17 protein-coding genes are annotated in these 18,423 nt (G+C 58.4%); 10 read left to right on the top strand and 7 right to left on the bottom strand.

Annotation, left to right across the window (positions count from 1 at the left end; all coding sequences use genetic code 11):
- Window positions 1-7: 7 nt before the first annotated feature.
- Complete coding sequence (locus FZX13_RS03095) at window positions 8-562, top strand: hypothetical protein (protein ID WP_226407188.1); 555 nt, start codon at window positions 8-10, stop codon at window positions 560-562.
- Here the strand turns inward: FZX13_RS03095 and cobN are convergent.
- On the bottom strand, window positions 552-4,280 hold the full coding sequence (cobN, locus tag FZX13_RS03090) for a cobaltochelatase subunit CobN (protein ID WP_226407186.1): 3,729 nt from the start codon (window positions 4,278-4,280) through the stop codon (window positions 552-554). The two genes, FZX13_RS03095 and cobN, sit on opposite strands and share 11 nt — an antisense overlap.
- 65 nt (window positions 4,281-4,345) lie before the next feature.
- Here cobN and FZX13_RS03085 point away from each other — a divergent pair, with 65 nt between their 5' ends.
- Genes FZX13_RS03085 through FZX13_RS03075 form a run of 3 tightly spaced genes read left to right on the top strand, consistent with a single transcriptional unit; the run spans window position 4,346 to window position 9,258 of the window.
- Window positions 4,346-5,260 (top strand): branched-chain amino acid transaminase, encoded by a 915-nt coding sequence (locus tag FZX13_RS03085; protein WP_115023068.1) that lies wholly within the window; start codon window positions 4,346-4,348, stop codon window positions 5,258-5,260.
- A gap of 52 nt (window positions 5,261-5,312) precedes the next feature.
- Window positions 5,313-8,939: a methionine synthase gene (gene metH, locus FZX13_RS03080; protein WP_226407184.1), complete on the top strand. Its 3,627-nt coding sequence runs from the start codon at window positions 5,313-5,315 to the stop codon at window positions 8,937-8,939.
- A 46-nt stretch (window positions 8,940-8,985) separates the two neighbouring features.
- Entirely contained in the window at window positions 8,986-9,258 is a 273-nt protein-coding gene (locus FZX13_RS03075; RefSeq protein ID WP_226407181.1) for a DUF4090 family protein, read from the top strand.
- A gap of 34 nt (window positions 9,259-9,292) precedes the next feature.
- Here FZX13_RS03075 and FZX13_RS03070 read toward each other — a convergent pair whose 3' ends face one another.
- Window positions 9,293-9,523: a hypothetical protein gene (locus FZX13_RS03070; RefSeq protein ID WP_115023074.1), complete on the bottom strand. Its 231-nt coding sequence runs from the start codon at window positions 9,521-9,523 to the stop codon at window positions 9,293-9,295.
- 111 nt (window positions 9,524-9,634) lie between these two features.
- On the opposite strand from FZX13_RS03070, the gene FZX13_RS03065 reads away from it, so the two are divergent.
- Window positions 9,635-10,030, top strand: a complete 396-nt coding sequence (locus FZX13_RS03065) for a DUF2237 family protein (protein ID WP_115023076.1) — start codon at window positions 9,635-9,637, stop codon at window positions 10,028-10,030.
- Here the strand turns inward: FZX13_RS03065 and FZX13_RS03060 are convergent.
- On the bottom strand, window positions 10,012-10,740 hold the full coding sequence (locus tag FZX13_RS03060) for an SDR family NAD(P)-dependent oxidoreductase (protein ID WP_226407178.1): 729 nt from the start codon (window positions 10,738-10,740) through the stop codon (window positions 10,012-10,014). The two genes, FZX13_RS03065 and FZX13_RS03060, sit on opposite strands and share 19 nt — an antisense overlap.
- Before the next feature lie 76 nt (window positions 10,741-10,816).
- Between FZX13_RS03060 and FZX13_RS03055 the strand changes: the two genes are divergently transcribed.
- Window positions 10,817-11,734, top strand: a complete 918-nt coding sequence (locus FZX13_RS03055; RefSeq protein WP_226407176.1) for a SpoIID/LytB domain-containing protein — start codon at window positions 10,817-10,819, stop codon at window positions 11,732-11,734.
- On the top strand, window positions 11,724-12,566 hold the full coding sequence (locus FZX13_RS03050; protein ID WP_226407174.1) for a DUF4922 domain-containing protein: 843 nt from the start codon (window positions 11,724-11,726) through the stop codon (window positions 12,564-12,566). Before FZX13_RS03055 ends, FZX13_RS03050 begins: the two co-directional genes overlap by 11 nt.
- A 20-nt stretch (window positions 12,567-12,586) precedes the next feature.
- Here the strand turns inward: FZX13_RS03050 and FZX13_RS03045 are convergent, their stop codons facing one another.
- Window positions 12,587-13,030, bottom strand: coding sequence for a hypothetical protein (locus FZX13_RS03045; RefSeq protein ID WP_226407172.1), 444 nt, complete (start codon window positions 13,028-13,030; stop codon window positions 12,587-12,589).
- A gap of 187 nt (window positions 13,031-13,217) precedes the next feature.
- Here FZX13_RS03045 and FZX13_RS03040 point away from each other — a divergent pair, with 187 nt between their 5' ends.
- Window positions 13,218-13,850 (top strand): sigma-70 family RNA polymerase sigma factor, encoded by a 633-nt coding sequence (locus FZX13_RS03040; protein ID WP_226407170.1) that lies wholly within the window; start codon window positions 13,218-13,220, stop codon window positions 13,848-13,850.
- On the opposite strand, the gene FZX13_RS03035 is transcribed toward FZX13_RS03040, so the two are convergent.
- Complete coding sequence (locus FZX13_RS03035; protein WP_226407168.1) at window positions 13,835-14,020, bottom strand: hypothetical protein; 186 nt, start codon at window positions 14,018-14,020, stop codon at window positions 13,835-13,837. The genes FZX13_RS03040 and FZX13_RS03035 overlap by 16 nt on opposite strands.
- 155 nt (window positions 14,021-14,175) lie before the next feature.
- Between FZX13_RS03035 and FZX13_RS03030 the strand changes: the two genes are divergently transcribed.
- Both FZX13_RS03030 and FZX13_RS03025 read left to right on the top strand, forming a co-directional pair.
- Window positions 14,176-15,720: a DUF3370 domain-containing protein gene (locus FZX13_RS03030; protein WP_226407166.1), complete on the top strand. Its 1,545-nt coding sequence runs from the start codon at window positions 14,176-14,178 to the stop codon at window positions 15,718-15,720.
- 78 nt (window positions 15,721-15,798) lie between these two features.
- Window positions 15,799-16,746: a molecular chaperone DnaJ gene (locus FZX13_RS03025; protein ID WP_226407164.1), complete on the top strand. Its 948-nt coding sequence runs from the start codon at window positions 15,799-15,801 to the stop codon at window positions 16,744-16,746.
- 63 nt (window positions 16,747-16,809) lie between these two features.
- Here FZX13_RS03025 and FZX13_RS03020 read toward each other — a convergent pair whose 3' ends face one another.
- Both FZX13_RS03020 and FZX13_RS03015 read right to left on the bottom strand, forming a co-directional pair.
- Window positions 16,810-17,343: a YqhA family protein gene (locus FZX13_RS03020; protein ID WP_115023093.1), complete on the bottom strand. Its 534-nt coding sequence runs from the start codon at window positions 17,341-17,343 to the stop codon at window positions 16,810-16,812.
- Between the two features lie 533 nt (window positions 17,344-17,876).
- On the bottom strand, window positions 17,877-18,371 hold the full coding sequence (locus FZX13_RS03015; RefSeq protein ID WP_115023095.1) for an allophycocyanin subunit alpha-B: 495 nt from the start codon (window positions 18,369-18,371) through the stop codon (window positions 17,877-17,879).
- Window positions 18,372-18,423: the final 52 nt, after the last annotated feature.

Here is an 18,423-nt window from a genome sequence, read left to right as displayed (position 1 = left end):
GGTCGACATGGGCTTCTTGGATCGTCTGCTGAAAAAGGATTCCGCAGAGTCCGACTCCTCGATTGAGCCTCGCAAGCCAGCGAAGGAGAAGCCGGCGGAGTTCTTCCTCGATGCAGATTCCTCATCCTCACTGGGGGATGTGAACTACATGCGGGAGTCGAAAACGATTCGCCGCACCTTCCCCGGCACGGCTGCCAGCCCCGGAACGAAGGAACAGATCATGGAGGTGGCTGCCGAAACCGAGAAGCTTGAGAAGCGCAGCGAAGGCCTTGGCGGGGTCGTCAAGAAGGAAGAATCCGTCAACATCACAGCCGGCATTCCCAAGCCGGTGAAGAAAACCTTTGCTGAACAGGTGAGCACGAAGGAGATGAGCCAGCGCCTCAAGGGCACGGCCATCACCGGGGTTAATACCCCTGCTGCGGCTGATGCAGCTCCTGTCGGTCGCAAGGAAGAGCTGAAGGCCCCGGCGGAACCGACGGCCAAGGTTGGCTCCGCTGCACCATCCTCCAAGCCTGGATCGATCGATCCCTTCCGTCAGATGGTCCGCGATCTCAACAAATAGGACTGCCCCGTTCAATCTTGGCTTCGCTGCTGTTCACCAGCCGTTGCAGCAGCTGCAACTGTTCAGCAGTTGCGGTACCCCAGAGGCCTCGATTCGAGGCTTCCAAAAGTCGTTCCGCCATATCCCTAAGCACCCAGGGATTGCTGGTGCTTAGGAACTCTTGGATCCTGGGCTGGTTCAACCACTGATCACAGAGTGCTCCGTAACACCAATCGGGTACACGATCGGTGGAGGCGTCATAGGCGAACAGGTAATCAAGACTGGCCCCCATCTCGAAGGCCCCCTTGTAGCCGTGTTGCATCATTCCCTCGATCCAGCGGGGATTGAGCATCCGGCTGCGCATCACCTTGTCGATTTCCTTCTCGAGATGGTGTATCCGAGGCCGTTCATGGCGTGAGTGATCCCCAAACCACAGCTGCGGACGCGCCCCGGACACCTCTTCCACGGCTGCACTCAGCCCACCCTGGAACTGGTAATAGTCGTCTGAATCGAGCAGATCATGCTCGCGGTTGTCCTGGTTGTGCAGAACCACCTGCACCCTGCCCAGTGCCTGCTCGAGTCCGGAGCGATCAAGGCTGGGAGCGTCGGAGCCGTCATAGGACCACTGACTCCAGCTGAGGAAAGCCTGCGCGAGATCTGAGCGTGACTCCCAGCTGCCACTGTCGATCAGGGCCTGAAGACCGGCTCCATAGGCACCTGGGGCTGATCCATAGATGCGGCCCTGGGGTCCCCCTTCACGGGTCAGACCCGCCAGCGGATTGACTGAGTCCGGTTCATCGAGCACTGCGACCATCGACTGGGCCTGATGCACCCAGCCCACCAACTGGGGAAAGGCATCGCGGAACAGTCCAGAAATGCGCAGCACCACATCCACTCGCGGTCGACCCAGCAATCGAGCCGGAATGACCTCGAGATCCACCAACCGCCGGGTGGGGCCATCCCAGACCGGCCGAACACCGATCAGGGCCAGCAGTTGGGCGATGTCTTCTCCGCCATTGCGCATCGTGGCAGTTCCCCAGACCGATAAAGCCATATGGCGCAATGGCTCCCCTTGCTCCAGTAGATGAAGGTCCAGCAGCTGCTCCGCTGATCGACGCCCGAGATCCCAGGCCGCTTCCGTGGGCAAACCCCGTAGGTCGACCGAATAAAAATTTCGGCCCGTGGGAAGCACATCGGGACGTCCACGACTCGGAGCTCCTGAGGGTCCCGCTGCAATGCGCTGGCCTTGAATGCCCCGCAAGAAGGCCGATTTTTCGGCGCCGGCACAACCGTTCAAGCGGGGCCAGAGCTCGTTGCGGAGGTTGAACAGGCAGCGATCATCCGGGTCCCAGTTCTGGAAGGGTTCGGCCAGCCCGTCGCTTCGTTCTCCGTGGACAACCTGTCGAATCAACAGAAGCGCCTGCTGCTCAAGCCAGTCACAGCCATCGCCGACCCGACGGCAATCCGAGCCGCCCAGCCTGCTTAGCCGGTTCTGGTCCGTCTCAGACAGCCGCTCACCTTCATCCTGTTGCCAGGGGTCGAACGCCAGACTCGCTTGCTGGGCCATGGCCTGCAGCAACCCAGGCTTCCCTTGCCGGGGCGGGCGGGCGAGTGCGATCAGCAGTTCATCGGCTGCGGCGGCAGAAGGAGCGACGCCGAACCGATGCAGCCCTGTGCGGATCTGCGATTCCTTCAGTTCGCAGAGATAGGTCTCTGCCTGATCCAGGCAGGTCTCCAGGAGTTCCGGTTGTTGTCGAAGCTCCTCCCCGCTGGGAATTCCAGGCCAGTTGAGGGTCAGCAAGGTGGCATGAACCGACTGTTCCAGCACCCGCGCCCGTTCACCCCCGAGCTGACGAACCTCCACCAGTTCATCGAGAAGCCCTTCTAAGCGCTGCAATGGTCCATGCAGCCCAGCACGGCCGAGAGGAGGTGTGAGGTGGTCCAGAACGACGGCGTGACCACGTCGTTTGGCCTGGGAGCCTTCTCCGGGGTCGTTGACGATGAAGGGATAGAGGTGGGGGATGGGACCGAGGGCCAGATCGGGGCCGCAGCTCTCGCTCAGTCCCACCGATTTGCCCGGCAACCATTCGGCACTGCCGTGTTTTCCCACATGCAACATCACCTGGGTCTGATGCACCTGGCGTAGCCAGAGGTATTGGGCCAGATAACGGTGCGGTGGTGGAAGATCTGGTGAATGAAGATCAGCGATCTGATCAGCGTCGTAACCACGATCCGGTTGGATCAACACCAGCACGTGACCGAAGCGCAGCCCGTGAATCGCAAAACCCTTGCTTCCGTCCAGATCGCAGGCGCTCTGCGGAGGTCCCCATCGGGATTCGATCAAGCGTCGTGCCGGCTCAGGAATTGTGCTCCACCAGTCCAAATAGATGGCAAGGGGAAGATGATCCAGCGGCGGTCGGTTCTGCCCCTCCGGTGCATTGGTCCGTCCGGCCAGCAGCTGTTGCATCAAGGCATCGCCCGTGCTTGGCAAAGACTCCGTCCCGAGGCCATAGCCCGCTTCCGCTAGCCAGGTGAGCATCCGCCACGTGCTGTCAGGTGTGTCGAGACCGACGCCATTGGCAACACGGCCATCCCGGACGGGATAGTTGGCCAGAACCATGGCGATACGACGGTCAGCGCATGGCGTCTGGCGCAGCTCGATCCAGCGGCGGCTGTGCTCTGCAAGCCATCCAATCCCCCTTGAATCCGGCTCTAGGCAGGGAATGGCTGTGGCTAGAGGTCCGGTGGCCTTCTGGTGGTCACGAAAAGCGCACGGTCGCGTGGTGATCCGCGCATCCAGTTCCGGCATCACAACCTGCAGCGAAAGATCCATCGGATTGAGCCCTTGGCTGCTCTCCAGCCACTGGGCGCGGCTGCGGCTGCTGCTGAGCAGCTGCAACACCGGTCGATCCAGGCGATCCCAGAGCGGACTTCCCAAGCCGGCTTGTTCCGCCTGGACCGAGGCAAAAGACGTGCCTGCGATGACGAGCTCTGCCCGTTGCTGCAGGAGCAGGTCATGCACTCCGGCCTGGACTGCGGGGTCTCGCAAGCTGCTGACCCAGAGCAGACAGGGTCGCAGTCCCTGCCTCCGCAGGGCGTCATTCAAGGCATCCGCCAGGGCCAGATCACCTGCTTGAAACTGGGCTCTGTAGAGCACCACTCCCACCGTGGCACCGGATTCATCCCGCCAGTCCCAGGGCATGGGGTCAGGGCATGGCACCACCGCAATGCTCTTTGGGGACGGTGGGCTGCCGTCAAGCAGGGCCTCGAGGCATCGCAGCAGTTGGCCCATGTTCTCGATACCTCCCTCCCGCAGTAGTGCCGACAGCTGATCAGCTAGTTCAGGGCTGCAGGAGCCAAGTCCATGGAGTTCGTTGGTTTGGTCGGCGGTTCCGGCCAGGACGATCAATTCCCGTTGCGGTGCATCACTGCACCATCGCTGCAGCTGCTCGAACCCGTAGCTCCAGTGCCCACGGCTTCCCAGCAGTCGAACCACAATCAACCGAGCCGCCTGGGCAGTGGTGTTGAGGTAGTGGTCCAGCTGAGCTGGGTGTTCGAGACAACTCAGGGGCAACGCGCGGATCCGCTCGTTCCAGGCCGGGGTGAGTGGAAGGCAGGCGTCGAGGCAACTGATATCTGTGCCGGCGCTGGTCAAGAACAGCACATCTGCGCCTGGCTGCTCGACGAGCACCACGTCTTCGGGTGGGTCCAGACCCGGACAGGTGGCAAGACGATGCATGGCTCCATTCTCCGTCTCGTGGTGCCCGGTGGTGAGAAGATTCAGCGATCGGATTCATCAAGGTGATGCATCAGTTCCTGCCCTATGCCTGGTTCCAGGGCCAGTGCGTTCCCTTCGAGGAGGCCAGGATCTCCATCGCCACCCACGCCCTGCACTACGGCACCGGAGCGTTCGGCGGGATGCGGGCCATTCCCGATCCGCAGAACAGCGACACGATGCTGTTGTTTCGCGCTGATCGGCACGCACGCCGCTTGAGCCAGAGCGCCAGGTTGCTGCTGACTGATCTGAGTGAGGAGACAATCCTCTCCGCACTCACCGCAATGCTGAGGGCCAACAAGCCTGACCAGCCGATCTATCTGAGGCCCTTCGTTTACACCAGTGATCTGGGCATCGCTCCGCGACTGCACAACATTGAGACCGATTTCCTGATCTACGGACTCCCCCTGGGGGATTACCTCTCCCCGGAAGGGGTGAGCTGCAGGATCAGCAGCTGGACCCGCCAGGAGGATCGCTCGCTTCCGTTGCGCGGCAAAATCTCCGGCGCTTACATCACCAGTTCACTGGCCAAGACGGAAGCCGTACAGAGCGGTTTCGACGAGGCCCTGCTGCTGAACAGCCGCGGCAAGATCAGCGAAGCCAGCGGCATGAATCTTTTCCTGGTGCGCGATGGCCAACTGATTACGCCTGGGGTCGATCAGGACATCCTCGAGGGGATCACCCGCGCCAGCGTGATTGAGCTGGCGAAAGCGATGGAGATCCCTGTGATCGAGCGGCCGGTCGACAAAACCGAGTTGTTCATCGCCGATGAAGTGTTTCTGTCAGGCACGGCCGCCAAGGTGACGCCGATTCGGCAGATCGAATCCACGGTTCTGAACGCCGAGCGTCCCGTGATGAATGCTTTGAAGACCAAGCTTGTGGCCATCACCGAAGGACGGGACCCCGCCTATGAGCACTGGGTGACCCGTATTCCGATCGCCTGAAGTTCGTGCTGAGCTTTTCCTAGGATTAGCTGTCTTCCCGGGAGTGAACGGAATGGTGGTGGCGCAGGCAACCCGGCAACTCACCACCTCCCGCTTCCTGGACCATCTGCACGGTCCCGACAGGCCTGTTCTGGTGTTCGACGGTGCAACAGGCACCAGCCTTCAGGACCTTGGTCTCACGGCTGACGATTTCGGTGGGCCAGACCTGGAGGGTTGCAATGAAAACCTCGCCGTCACCAAACCGGACGCGGTCAAAGCTGTGCACCGCAAGTTCCTGGAGGTGGGCTGCGATGTCATCGAGACCGACACCTTTGGTGCGGCATCCATCGTTCTGGCGGAGTACGGCCTTGAGGACAAGGCCTTTGAGCTGAACAAACGGGCGGCGGAACTGGCCCGGGAGATCGCCGATGAATTCAGCACCTCTGACAAACCACGATTTGTGGCTGGGTCCATGGGACCAACCACCAAGCTGCCCACCCTGGGCCACATCGACTTCGACACGATGCGGGCCTCGTTCCGCGAGCAAGCCGAGGGCCTGATTGCCGGCAACGTCGACCTGTTCATCGTTGAGACGTGTCAAGACGTGCTGCAGATCAAGGCAGCTCTGCAGGGCATTGAAGAGGCATTTGAGGCCACCGGTGAGCGGCGGGCGCTGATGGTGTCGGTGACCATGGAAACCACTGGGACCATGCTCGTCGGCACGGACATCGCAGCGGTGGTGTCGATCCTGGAGCCCTTCCCAATCGACATCCTCGGTCTGAACTGCGCCACCGGGCCCGAGCAGATGAAGGAGCACATTCGCTACCTCTCGGAGCATTCTCCCTTCACCGTCAGCTGTATTCCCAATGCTGGTCTTCCGGAAAACATCGGTGGTGTGGCTCATTACCGCCTGACCCCGGTGGAGTTGAAGATGCAGTTGATGCACTTCGTTGAAGATCTCGGGGTGCAGGTGATCGGTGGCTGCTGCGGCACCACTCCCGCCCACATCGGCAGCCTGGCAGAACTTGCTCAGGAGCTCAAGCCAGCGGAACGCCCATCCCGCTGGCACTGCGCCACGGATGAGGACGTTCGCCCCAGCCTCAACTATGAACCGGCCGCATCGTCGATTTACGGCGTCACGCCGTATTACCAGGACAACTCTTTTCTGATCATTGGCGAACGGCTCAATGCCAGCGGCAGCCGCAAGGTGCGTGAACTGCTTGCGGAGGAGGACTGGGACGGTTTGGTGTCGGTGGCCCGCGGCCAGGTGAAGGAGAACGCCCACGTGCTCGATGTCAACGTTGACTACGTCGGTCGCGATGGCGAACGGGACATGCATGCGCTGGTGAGTCGTCTGGTCACCAACGTCAACCTTCCCCTGATGCTCGACTCCACTGAGTGGCAGAAGATGGAGGCTGGCCTGAAGGTGGCTGGTGGTAAATGCATCCTCAATTCCACCAACTACGAAGACGGCGATGAGCGCTTCTTCAAGGTGCTTGAACTGGCCCGGCGCTACGGCGCTGCCGTGGTCGTCGGCACGATTGATGAAGACGGAATGGCCAGAACGGCTGAGAAGAAGTTCGCGATCGCCCAACGGGCCTATCGCGACGCCCTTGAATTCGGCATTCCGGCCCACGAGATCTTCTACGACCCTCTGGCGCTGCCCATCTCCACTGGCATTGAGGAAGATCGCCTGAATGGCCGGGCGACCGTCGATTCCATTCGAATGATCCGGGAGAACCTCCCAGGCGTTCACGTGGTGCTGGGGGTCAGCAATGTGAGTTTCGGCCTATCACCGGCGGCACGGATCACCCTCAACTCGGTGTTCCTGCACGACTGCTGCCAAGCCGGCATGGATGCGGCCATCGTCAGCCCCGCCAAGATTCTTCCGCTGATCAAGATCAGCGAAGACCACCAGAAAGTCTGTCGTGATCTGATCAACGACAACCGGCGCTTTGACGACGGCATCTGCGTTTACGACCCGCTCACCGAGCTCACCACGCTGTTTGAAGGCGTCAGCACCAAAGAAGCCCGGGCGTCAGGCCCCTCATTGGCGGATCTCCCAATCGAGGAACGGCTGAAGCAACACATCATTGATGGGGAACGCATCGGCCTGGAACCGTCTCTCAATGAGGCGCTGCAGACCTATCCCCCCCTGCAGATCATCAACACCTTCCTGCTTGATGGCATGAAGGTGGTGGGTGAGCTGTTTGGCAGTGGCCAGATGCAGCTTCCCTTCGTGCTGCAAAGCGCCGAGACGATGAAATCCGCAGTGGCTCATCTGGAGCCGTACATGGAGCAGATCGAAGGGGAGAGCACCAGCAAGGGCAAGTTTCTGATCGCCACGGTGAAAGGCGATGTGCACGACATCGGCAAGAACCTTGTCGACATCATCCTCACCAACAACGGCTATGAGGTGATCAACCTGGGGATCAAGCAGAGCTGTGAAGCCATCGTTGAAGCCCAGCGCGAGCACCAGGCCGATTGCATCGCTATGAGCGGACTGCTGGTGAAGTCCACGGCCTTCATGAAGGACAACCTCCAGGCCTTCAATGATGCAGAAATCGATGTTCCTGTGATTCTTGGCGGTGCGGCGCTGACGCCACGCTTTGTTCAGAAGGATTGCCGCGAGGTTTACGACGGCAAGGTGATCTACGGACGAGATGCCTTCGCTGATCTGCGCTTTATGGATGCGTTGATGGATGCCAAGCGGAACGACAACTGGACCAACTCCAAGGGATTCCTGGCAGACGCACCTCAGGGCGTTGGCTTGGATGAAGAATCGAAACTCTCTGAGGAGGCTGTCGAGCCTTCCGCCTCCGCTAAGGATGCTCCAGCAGCGGATTTGCCTCCCGTCACCTCAGATCGATCTGAGGCTGTCCCCGCTGAAGCCGCACCGAAGCCGCCCTTCCTGGGGTCTGCTGTGATCACCGAAGACGACATCGACATTGCCGCGGTCTTTGACTACCTCGACCGCAATGCCCTGTTCGCCGGTCAGTGGATGCTGCGCAAAACGAAGGAGCAGAGCCGGGACGATTACGAGGCGATGCTGGCTGAGAAAGCGGAGCCGGTGTTGCAGGAGTGGATGCAGCGCTGCATCGACGAGTCACTTTTGACCCCGCGGGCGGTTTACGGCTACTTCCCTGTGGGGCGCGATGGGAACAGCCTCAGGGTGTTCGATGCCGATGGCACGAGGGAATTAGGCCGATTTGATCTGCCCCGTCAACGGTCCGGCAACCGCTACTGCATCGCCGATTTCTTCAATGATCTGGATTCTGATGGACGCCCCACCGACGTGCTGCCCATGCAGGCCGTGACCATGGGACAGAAGGCGTCAGTTGTGGCGCAGGACTTGTTCAAGGGCGATCGCTACAGCGACTACCTGTACTTCCATGGTCTTGCCGTTCAGATGGCTGAGGCGATGGCGGAGTGGGTTCACGCGCGGATGCGTGCGGAACTCGGCTTTGCTGATCCCGACGGCATGGTGCTGCGGGACGTTCTGGCTCAGCGTTATCGCGGAAGTCGCTATTCCTTCGGATATCCCGCATGCCCCAATGTGGCCGATTCCAGGCAGCAGTTGGAGTGGCTTGATGCCGAACGGATCGGCCTCACGATGGACGCCAGCGACCAGCTCGAACCGGAGCAGAGCACCACAGCACTCGTAGCTCTTCATTCGCAAGCTCGGTACTTCAGCGCCTGAGCCAAGCACGACGTCCCATAACCTGAGGCGCCCTGTTCTGTTCACCATGGCCATTGCCGGACCTGATGGTGTTGATGCCGCCATCAATGCGGGTGTTGATCTGGATGGAAGTCCAATTCCCGAAGCAATGCTCGCTCTCTACAACCAGGTGATGGATCTTGAGAGTCAGCGTGCTCGAAGTGGTGTTGTTAAGTCGATGCGCAACCGGGTGGTCAAGACCGGAGCCAAGCATTTCGACCAGGAGACTCTGAATCAGAGGCTGCATGAGGCCGGATGGGAGGGTCTGAAGGACAAAGAGATCGCCTTCTTCTACGGATGATTCCGGACTGATGGAGAGACTGCCTCTGCCTGACTCAGTCCTGGCAGAGCTTCTCCATGGTGTCGATCACCTCCTGCTGAAACGACTCCAGGGCGCTGGACTCACTCAGATCAAGGCCTTCCCCTGCGGCGTTCTGGGCCAGGTCCTGGAAATGAAAAGCTCCCTCTCCATTGGCAAGGAACTCGATCGGTGAGCTTTCGCCGCTCTCGCGAAATGCATCGCAGAGCGCCAGAAACGCAGCGTCTTCAGTGAACTCCCAATCCATCGAGTGGACATGACTGAATGACCTTTAACCCGCTCCCCCAGGGGTTCGTCAACCGTCTGGAGTCAAAATGTGCCAGTCCTTGGGCAGACTCCCCTTCTCTCCAGCAGTCAGATGTCCAGCAATAGCCCCGAATTTTCACCGGCCAGCAACGTTCTCGGGGAACCGCTTCAGAGTTGCAGTTGCGAGCCGATGACGGGCTGGTATCGCAATGGTCTCTGCCAAACCGATCCAACGGATCACGGCCAGCACAGCATCTGCTGTGTGATGACCGAACAGTTTCTCCGTTACAGCAAGGCCCAGGGCAATGACCTGATGACCCCAGTGCCAGCGTTTCAATTCCCCGGGTTGAAACCTGGGGATCACTGGTGTGTTTGTGCACCGCGATGGAAACAGGCCTATGAAGACGGCGTTGCGCCCCTTGTCCGGTTAGAGGCGACAGAAGACACAGCTCTGAACGTGGTCAGCCTCGAGCAGCTGAAGCAACACGCTCACCAGTCGATCGACTGACCATCCCAAGCGAGAAAGCTTCCTGACTTGGCTGGGGTCTGTTGAAGCAGCACCTCCACCAACTGCCGCGCAGCTCGCTCGGGTGCGAACAACTTCTCGGGGGCGACAAAGCTCTGGAACGGACGAGACAACGCTGTGTCCGTTGTGCCCGGATGCAACAGGCTGACTGTGGCCAGGGGCCAGCGGCGGGACCATTCAATGCTCAGAGAGCGCAGAAGCTGGTTCTGCGCCGCTTTAGCAGCCCTATAGCCGTACCAGCCACCACTGCGGTTATCACCAATGCTGCCCACCCGGGCACTCAGGCTGGCGAAATGGAATGGTTGATCCCGCTTCAGTAGAGGTTCAATCGCTTTGGCCAGGAGGATCGGAGCAATGGCATTGATTCCGAATTGCTGCTCCAACTGGAAGCGGTCGACCTGTTGAAGACGTTTTTCTGGATGAAGCTCAGGTCCATGCAGACGGCCGCTGCAGTTGAAGACCAACCTCAGGGGTAGCGTCTGTGTACGCAGCGTTGCGGCCAGACCGTCCAGATCGCTGTCGTTCTCGATGTCCAAACGCAGTGAGCAGGCTGATGGACCATGACGTCCAGCCGTCAGAACCTTGAGGCCAGGACAGGAACGCCTCAGTTCCGCCGCGACCGCCGAACCGATGCCACCAGGACCGACCACCAAGGCCAGGCCAACCCAGTCGGTCGAGGACGCTTCGACCATGTGATCTTGCTGCGGAGTGGAGACCGTCTAACGGAAATCGGGCATCATCGGCTGCAAGCTCCGTCGAGCACCTTTGGTGGCGAATCGCAGTCGTTACTGGCCCCCTGCAGCGCTCGGAGCTCTGCTCATGGCCGCCTTGGTGGGCTGGCTTGCACGACCTCTCCCTCAGCAAGCCGACCAGATGCCTCTCAGCCTGCTTGAGCTGCTCGAGGATGAATCAATAGATGCTGGCGCAGACCCATCCAGAACGGCGGCCGTTCAAACACCTAAAAACGTCGTTCCCAAGGTGCCACTGGGGGCTGAAGCCGTTCCACTGGATATCCGAGTTGGTCTGGTCAGCCAGACGCCGGTCACAGCTTTCTGGCCGGGTCGCGACGTCCTGTGTCGCAACCATGCGGGCTCCGTGGTCCCTGTCCAGCAGTTGGGCAGCACAATCGCTTCATCCACCCAACAGGAGATTCACTGCTCCGGAGGGCACGTTCAGATCAATCATCAGCGCTATCTGGGGGATGTTTCTCTGCTCAAAAGCCAACGTGATTGGCTCGCCGTGATTTCCCTTGATTTGGAAACCTATGTGGCCTCGGTCGTTGGTGCAGAAATGCCCAGCCAGTGGCACCAAGAGGCCTTGAAGGCACAAGCTGTGGCAGCACGCTCCTATGCCCTGGCGCATCTTGCAAGACCAGCAACAACGGCATATCACTTGGGCGACACGACACGCTGGCAGGTGTACTCGGGTGAGACAAGCACCACCCAGGCCAGTCGATCAGCTACTTGGGAGACCCGAGGGATCATCCTCAGTTACGCCGGTGGCATTGTGGAAAGCCTGTATGCATCTAACGAGCAAGTCAGTGCTGAAGCCCATGGCCATCTCGGCGCAAGCATGAGTCAAACCGGGGCCCAGCAACTCGCCCGTCAAGGACTCTCCTTCAATGCAATTCTTGGCAGGTACTACACAGGAGCCTCACTGGCACGGTTGAAACGGCATGACCAGTGAACTGCTCCGACAAGCGAATGGCGTTGCGGCTGAGGCGAAAGCATCCGGAGCTTTGGTTCCGCTCAAGACCTCGCTAACGCACCTGATGGGAGAGGGAGGCACCAGCTTTGAGCTGCGCCATCTCCTTAGCGCAACACCAAAACACTTGCGAGCCGCAGGCCCCAAGCCAAATCCTTTCCTCCCCTGGGATCAACGGCTGGAGGTGGACCGGATCGGCGATTCGCACGTGGTGATTCTGAACAAATATCCGGTTCAGTCCGCCCACATGCTGCTGATAACCCAGACCTGGCAACCCCAAACCGGTTGGTTGTCACTTGACGATTGGCGTGCCCTCGCCTTGGTCGATGCAACAACCACTGGATTGTGGTTTTTCAATAGCGGTCCCAATGCTGGCGCCAGTCAGCCGCATCGCCATCTGCAGTTGTTACCTCGAGCAGCAGGGGAACCGATTTGCGCAAGGCAAGATTGGTTCCGACGTTGTGCTGCAGATCCAACGGTCCTGGCGGATGACCCTCTGTTCCGGAGCAGCCGTGTTGCACCGCTCACTTTTCCCCTGACAGGGGAAATGCTCCACCAGATCTATCTTTCGCTTGCTGGAGAACTCGGGCTGGGATCCCCGTCAAACGACAGCTGTCCAAGGGGTGCCTATAACCTTCTGCTGTCACGCCAGTGGATGGCCATTGTTCGGCGTCAAACAGAAGGCATTCGTGGTTTCAGCGTCAATGCCCTCGGTTTTGCTGGGTCCTTGCTGAGTACCGATGAATCCGATCGTGAATGGATTCAGCGATCAGGGCCAGAAGCCCTGCTTCGCGCTGTTGTTGAAGCGGTCTGAGGCGAGAGAGTCAAAGAGGCTCAGGCCTTGGCCTTTGCTTTCTCCAACTGGCCGATGATGAAATCCCGGTATTCAGAGGCCAGGTCTTGAAATCCCTGTTCGATCAAACCGGCAATCACATCAACTGCATCGTCTTCGCACTCCGGGATCAGCATCACACCACGCTTGCGGCCAAGGATCATTTCTTGAATGATTGGTTGCATTTTTCTGGGCTTACCTGAGGGGTCCTCTAGTAATTCGTTGGCAGGAATGAAGCGTGCACGATGTTGATCGTCGGAATTAATTTGTGCAATAAAGCAATACTGAGTTTTGTTGATATTCACCAATCCCCTGAACTCAGAAAGATCTTCTGTGGCATCAACACAGCAAAAGTTATTGCTTTGGGAAGGGCATTCACCATCAAAGCCACGAATTCTGGTGATCGTTGCAGTGGCATCAAACGACTCTTGACCCAGACGGGTCACCAACGATTCACAGAAAGCTCGCTTGTCCAAGGCCAAGAGGTAGCAAAAATCATTAGAGCCGTATTCAAGCCCCAACTTTGTAGCGATAGGCACAGGCTGTCGACGGTTACCGGCACTTCCGTGGTGGCACGGATGCCAGGGCTTACCCCGCTCTGCCAAGGCTGGAGATGAGATCGACTCGCATCCTTTGAACAAAAAATGCCTCCAGCGTCGGAACCGTCAGATTCAGGACAACTTGCATCTGGTCCGTCCCATTGCGCGCCATTACGCCCTGCAAACAGGCCTCGAGCAAGATGATCTGCTGCAGGTGGGCTGTCTCGGACTGATCAAGGCTTCAAACCGATTTGAAACCAAGCGAGGAACGACATTCCCAAGCTTCGCTAAACCGCATATCCGGGGAGCCATTCTTCACTTTCTACGGGACAAGGTTGGTGTAATCCGCCTTCCCAGAGCCGTTGAGGAACGGGCCATGAGGATGCTGCGAAGCCCTGAAGGCTGCTTAAACGCTGTTGATGCTCTGGTCGTTCACCAGTACCGCAGCAAGCATCACTGGGTGGAGTTCAACGATGACCTGGTCGACGACACCCCGCAGGGAATCGAATTGGTCGCACGTTCAGAAGCGTGGCAGCGGGTTCGAGCAATGTTCCTGAGGATTGGAACAGATGAACAACGTGTCCTGCAGATGGTTGTGATCGATGGAATGAGCCTTAGGCAGACAGCGGCACAACTCGGGATTTCAGCGATGACGGTTCAACGACGCGTCAAACGCGGCCTGAGAAGCCTCGCGAGCCAATTGAACGACGATCAAGCCGGGGTTTGAGTGTCGCGGTCCATTTGTTCCTGGAGTGTCTTGATGGCGGCGTTCAGGGCCGAAAGTTGCCGTTCAGCACTATCCCTCCAAAAACGCAGCATCGACAGCTTCCGCTCCTGATGGTGCCGGCGCAAGGTTGCGTGATCAGTGCTGCCGCTGCAGCAGAAAGGAGGAAGCATGTCAGCAAAAGCAATCCCTTAGATCCTGACGGATTTTCAGACGTGATGCGACTCCTGAATCACTTGGCTCCCGCAGGAGGTGGACCTACGGTGTGGATTCACAACATCTGCACTGTGGTTTCGACGTCCAAGCGAACACCACGACAAATCGCCGCATGAGTCTCAGGCGAGTCCCGATATTGGTCTTGCTCTGCGTCTCGTTTGCGGGACTTGAGTTTTTTTTGCAGGGGAGGGGCGAGGCGTACGTCGCCTTGATGGCTGGTCAGCGTGCACGCCCCTTAAACGGGACGTTTAACAACGTCCCGGTTCTGCATTCAAACCAGCCGGAGATTGTCACTGGTCCAGGGATTCTGGTGAACACAGCGCCCGGATCGGCCATCGCTGCTGAGTCCAACCAGCCGCTTCGCAACGCCGCTTACTCCTTCAACGGTGAGTTCGGCGTTCACATGCATCACAAGTACTACCCCCAGGACCTGTCAAAGCTTGGTGGACGTCGATCCAGGGGCTTGATGACCCTGGCTCTGATTGCAACGAATCCTGGATCGAAGCCAATTACGATTCAATTTGACCGTGGTTCCGTCAAAAACAGTTTTGAGGCGCCGTATCACCCAAATCGCCTGATGGGGGTGAAGCCCCTGGGGAAGCGTCCCTGGAATACAGGACCGGGTGATGCCACTGCCGTTCAACTGCTTCGCGGTGAATTAGACCGCAAACTGCCCGATCGTCTTGAGATACCCGCTGGAGGACGACGGGTCGTGGTAAGTACCGTGCTGCCTGCCCGTGGCATCGCCAACGGTCTTTTGAGGGGACGCAGCAATGGTCCTTTCACCATGGCTGTCGTCGCTGCTGAGCAATCAGCACAGGATTCCGATCTCTTTGCAGTGCTGCAGTCAGGTCGCTTGGCGCCTGGACGGATTTATCTCAACCGTATTCGTGAAATCCAGCTGGGTAGGGTCTTCTCGCGCGTGGCTGGAGTGGCTCTCGGCGATGCCTACAAGGCTGAGATCCACCATGATCTCGGTCAGGGGGCACTTCATGTTCCCCTGACCAGTACGAAGCGGCATCACTTCGGCACGCGCGACATTCAGGTCAATCCATTAACAACGCGGATGGTGGATTCCGCTTTGAACAACGTTGGCACCTACGGCGTCCGTTACGACGTGACACTCAACCTTTCAGGTGCGGGCCCCCATCAACTGGTGCTCAGTCACCCGGTTGTTTCCGGAAAGAAAACGTTCACTGCCTTCCGTGGATCGCTGCAGATTGTTCAGGATCAGACGCTTCAGGAGGTCCACGTCGGCATGCGCTCAGGCGAGAGCCTGGCCCTGGCGGATCTCAACCTCGCTCCTGGAACAACAAAGGCTGTCAAGGTGAGTTTGGTCTATCCAGCTGATGCCACACCTGGCCACCTGCTGAGTGTTGTTCCTGTACAGCAACTGGCCATGCTTCACCGGCGCCAGCAGCAACAGCGTGACGCCCAGGTCAAACTCGCTGAAACCAAATCTCGCAAGGTGGGCCCCAAAACCGCACCGCCACAACCCCCGCTAACGCCTGTTGTTGTGAAGCCAGCTCCCATGCAGCAGAAGCGCAACACCGCACCCCTTCCTTCGACGCCTGCGATCGTGCCTGCCACCAGTCCTCGCTACAGCGAGGTGATCCAATCGCAGCAGCAGTGGTTGCTTCAGCTGCAGGGTCGATAACCTTCGCTGAGCAGGACTGAACTTTTGAGCGGCGAGGACTCAAAACGTCAACGGATCTCTGTCGAGATGTCAGAGCCCATGGTCGAGTTGATTGACCAGCTCAAGGGTGAATACGGAGCACGCTCTCGGGGGCGTGTGCTCGAAATGCTTTTGCAGGATCTGCTCGATCCAGGCGATGGGAGCACAGGCCCTGAGGAAACATCCGTCAAGGACGAGGGTGAACCAGAGGCGACAACCAGCACTGATGAGATAACGAGTCTGGTTTTGATTGGCTCCGGGAGTCTTCTCCACAATGAAGAACCGAGCCAGCCTCCCGATTCCAGCGCACCTTCCGCCAACGTTTCTTCGGGCATTGACCTTCCAGGTTTCGTGAGCAAGCGAACCGGTCAGCTCAAAGCGACACTCCGGTCGCCGCAGCAACGAGATTCCGCTCAAAACGATCCCTTGGTTTCGACGGTTGATCCTTCTGATTTACGAGATGCCAGTGCTGCGGCTGAAGATCACTGGAGATCTCTGTATGGACAACCACCGGGTCCCACAGTGATCGAAGCCTCCATGACTTGGCTAGCCCGCGACGTCTGGTCCAGCACTGACGCCAGTGATGGCCGGCCGTTCACCTGGTCTGCGGCCAATGCTGCTGTTGAGACGCTTTGTGCTGGCTGGGAGTCCCGTGACCCTTCCCTCGGCCGGGTGATGGCCGTTGCAGGTGCGCTTGAGGATCCATTCGCCACCTCATCCCTGGCGGAACGCATGCCGACGTTGATCCGCCGGTTTGTCAATCGCTTTCGTCGCAGCCGTCAGGTCACATCCTTCGAAACTCTTGAGTCCACGATGACGGTCCACGGAGCGCTCAAGCTCTTAGGCCTGTCCACGCGAGCGGGCACAGCGGTGACGTTGAGCTCCATTCGGGATGCCTACAAGCAGCGGGCCCTGGAAGAACATCCCGATGCAGGCGGATCAACCGATGCGATGCGTCGACTCAATGAGGCCTACCGACTGCTGCGCGAGCTGTACCGCAATCGCTAGTGCAATCGTCTAAAGCAAGACGCATACCTGGACTATTGGCGAGTCGCACTTGAGACGATTGCGCTAGCCCTTTTCTTCCGCCCCATGGCTCCGAACAATCAACCAGGCACTGAGAGCCAGCATCACCACCGATCCACTGAGTGCCAGTAGATCGGTTGCATTTTTCACCTCAAAACCAATTGTCTTTTTGAACGCTGCGACAATCAGGCCGACAACAATCACATTGGAGAGATTGTTTTTAAGGCTTTGCAGGCTGTTCACCGACAGGATGTTGGTGTGTTGCTCAGAGCCTCCTTCAAGGCGTGGATCAAGGTCTGAAATCACCAATTCATAAATGCCATAGCCAAAGATGAGCAAGGCAATGCCGATGACGAAATAATCAACACCGCCCACCATCTGAGCGATGGTCTTGGCTGCGAAGCTTTTTGTGCTGAAGGGCATTCGCATGATCACGAGAAAAGCGTTAAAAACTTCAATCGCCCCAATAACGAAGCAGCCGACGCTGCCGAGCAGGCTCAGCACGACGGGAACAATGCTGATCAGACGAAACTTCCAGATGAGCCGCTCAAACCGCCTTTCAATCCAACGGGCGACCATGGGAAATTCACAGCAGACTCCACCGCTAGCACAGAACGCACAACGAGCTCACTTGTCTCATGCGTGACTCATTGCCAGTCTCACTCCATGTCTTATGCGGGAGGCTTGCTAATTAATAAGATCGCAAAAAGCTGTTTTTTTATTGGATCATCCCTGAGATGGATTGCATACCATTCCAGCGAACAATAGTTCTGATTGTCGTTCGTCCATGGCCAGTCCAGCTCTTGTGCATGAGCCACTAGAGGCATTAATTGCAGGCGTTTTGAGGTTTGCGTACCTGCTGTAGACACAGGTACGCAGGCTTTTCGTCCTGGATTTCGAGATTTGGGGCCTGTTGAGACGTCTATGGAGTCCCCGAGTGGAATTATCACAAGACTCGTAACGCGTCTCGAACAATCCAATTAAGACAAATCTGCTGACTCGTTGATCTCAACTGCGTCCTGTTATGAGTCTCGTTCTTTGTCTCAAAAGAGAGCAGTGAGCATAAAAAACCGGGCTCAAAGGCCCGGTTTTAAGCGATGAGGATCCTTGGATCAGGTTGACGTCTGCATGCCTTGAATCAGGTAGTCGAAATAAGGCGACGTGAGCTTCACCTGCTGTTCCGACAAAAGCGCCAGGGAGGCGTCCTTCATGCACTTGATGGCTTCCACCATGCCGGGCATCGGAACACCCAGGCTGTTGTACATCTCGCGTGCGCCCACCAAGCCGATCTCCTGGATCATTTCGGTGCTCCCCGCAAGGACTCCGTAGGTGACCAAGCGCAGGTACCAGCTGTAGTCGCGCAGGCACTGGGCGCGCTGACGTTGACCGTAGGCATTGCCGCCGGGGGCGACGTACTCCGGCTTACGACCGAACAACTGCTTGGCAGATTCGTCGACGATCTTTTTTTCGTTCTCGGTCAGAACCTTGACCACGGACACGCGCATGGCGCCTTGGTCAAGGAAATCCACCATCGTGCGGAGTTCGCCACTGGTGGGATACCGCAGATCGTCATCGGCCTGGAGGATGAGATCCCGGACAACGCTCATGGAACTGGGCAGGCTTCGTGGAGTTTAGTGGTCTCGACCCGTTCACCCGACC

The organism is Synechococcus sp. MU1625, assembly GCF_020514205.1.
Classification (GTDB): Bacteria; Cyanobacteriota; Cyanobacteriia; order PCC-6307; family Cyanobiaceae; genus Parasynechococcus.
This window is presented reverse-complemented; position numbering and strand designations above follow the sequence as displayed.

Coding starts and splice junctions, on each gene's coding strand:
- FZX13_RS03075 (WP_226407181.1), top strand. CDS start 8,986: ATGGCCATTGCCGGACCTGATGGTGTTGATGCCGCCATCAATGCGGGT.
- FZX13_RS03050 (WP_226407174.1), top strand. CDS start 11,724: ATGACCAGTGAACTGCTCCGACAAGCGAATGGCGTTGCGGCTGAGGCG.
- FZX13_RS03015 (WP_115023095.1), bottom strand. CDS start 18,371: ATGAGCGTTGTCCGGGATCTCATCCTCCAGGCCGATGACGATCTGCGG.
- cobN (WP_226407186.1), bottom strand. CDS start 4,280: ATGCATCGTCTTGCCACCTGTCCGGGTCTGGACCCACCCGAAGACGTG.
- FZX13_RS03065 (WP_115023076.1), top strand. CDS start 9,635: ATGTCCAGCAATAGCCCCGAATTTTCACCGGCCAGCAACGTTCTCGGG.
- FZX13_RS03025 (WP_226407164.1), top strand. CDS start 15,799: ATGGTCGAGTTGATTGACCAGCTCAAGGGTGAATACGGAGCACGCTCT.
- FZX13_RS03035 (WP_226407168.1), bottom strand. CDS start 14,020: ATGCTTCCTCCTTTCTGCTGCAGCGGCAGCACTGATCACGCAACCTTG.
- FZX13_RS03030 (WP_226407166.1), top strand. CDS start 14,176: ATGAGTCTCAGGCGAGTCCCGATATTGGTCTTGCTCTGCGTCTCGTTT.
- metH (WP_226407184.1), top strand. CDS start 5,313: ATGGTGGTGGCGCAGGCAACCCGGCAACTCACCACCTCCCGCTTCCTG.
- FZX13_RS03095 (WP_226407188.1), top strand. CDS start 8: ATGGGCTTCTTGGATCGTCTGCTGAAAAAGGATTCCGCAGAGTCCGAC.
- FZX13_RS03070 (WP_115023074.1), bottom strand. CDS start 9,523: ATGGATTGGGAGTTCACTGAAGACGCTGCGTTTCTGGCGCTCTGCGAT.
- FZX13_RS03020 (WP_115023093.1), bottom strand. CDS start 17,343: ATGGTCGCCCGTTGGATTGAAAGGCGGTTTGAGCGGCTCATCTGGAAG.
- FZX13_RS03085 (WP_115023068.1), top strand. CDS start 4,346: ATGCATCAGTTCCTGCCCTATGCCTGGTTCCAGGGCCAGTGCGTTCCC.
- FZX13_RS03060 (WP_226407178.1), bottom strand. CDS start 10,740: ATGGTCGAAGCGTCCTCGACCGACTGGGTTGGCCTGGCCTTGGTGGTC.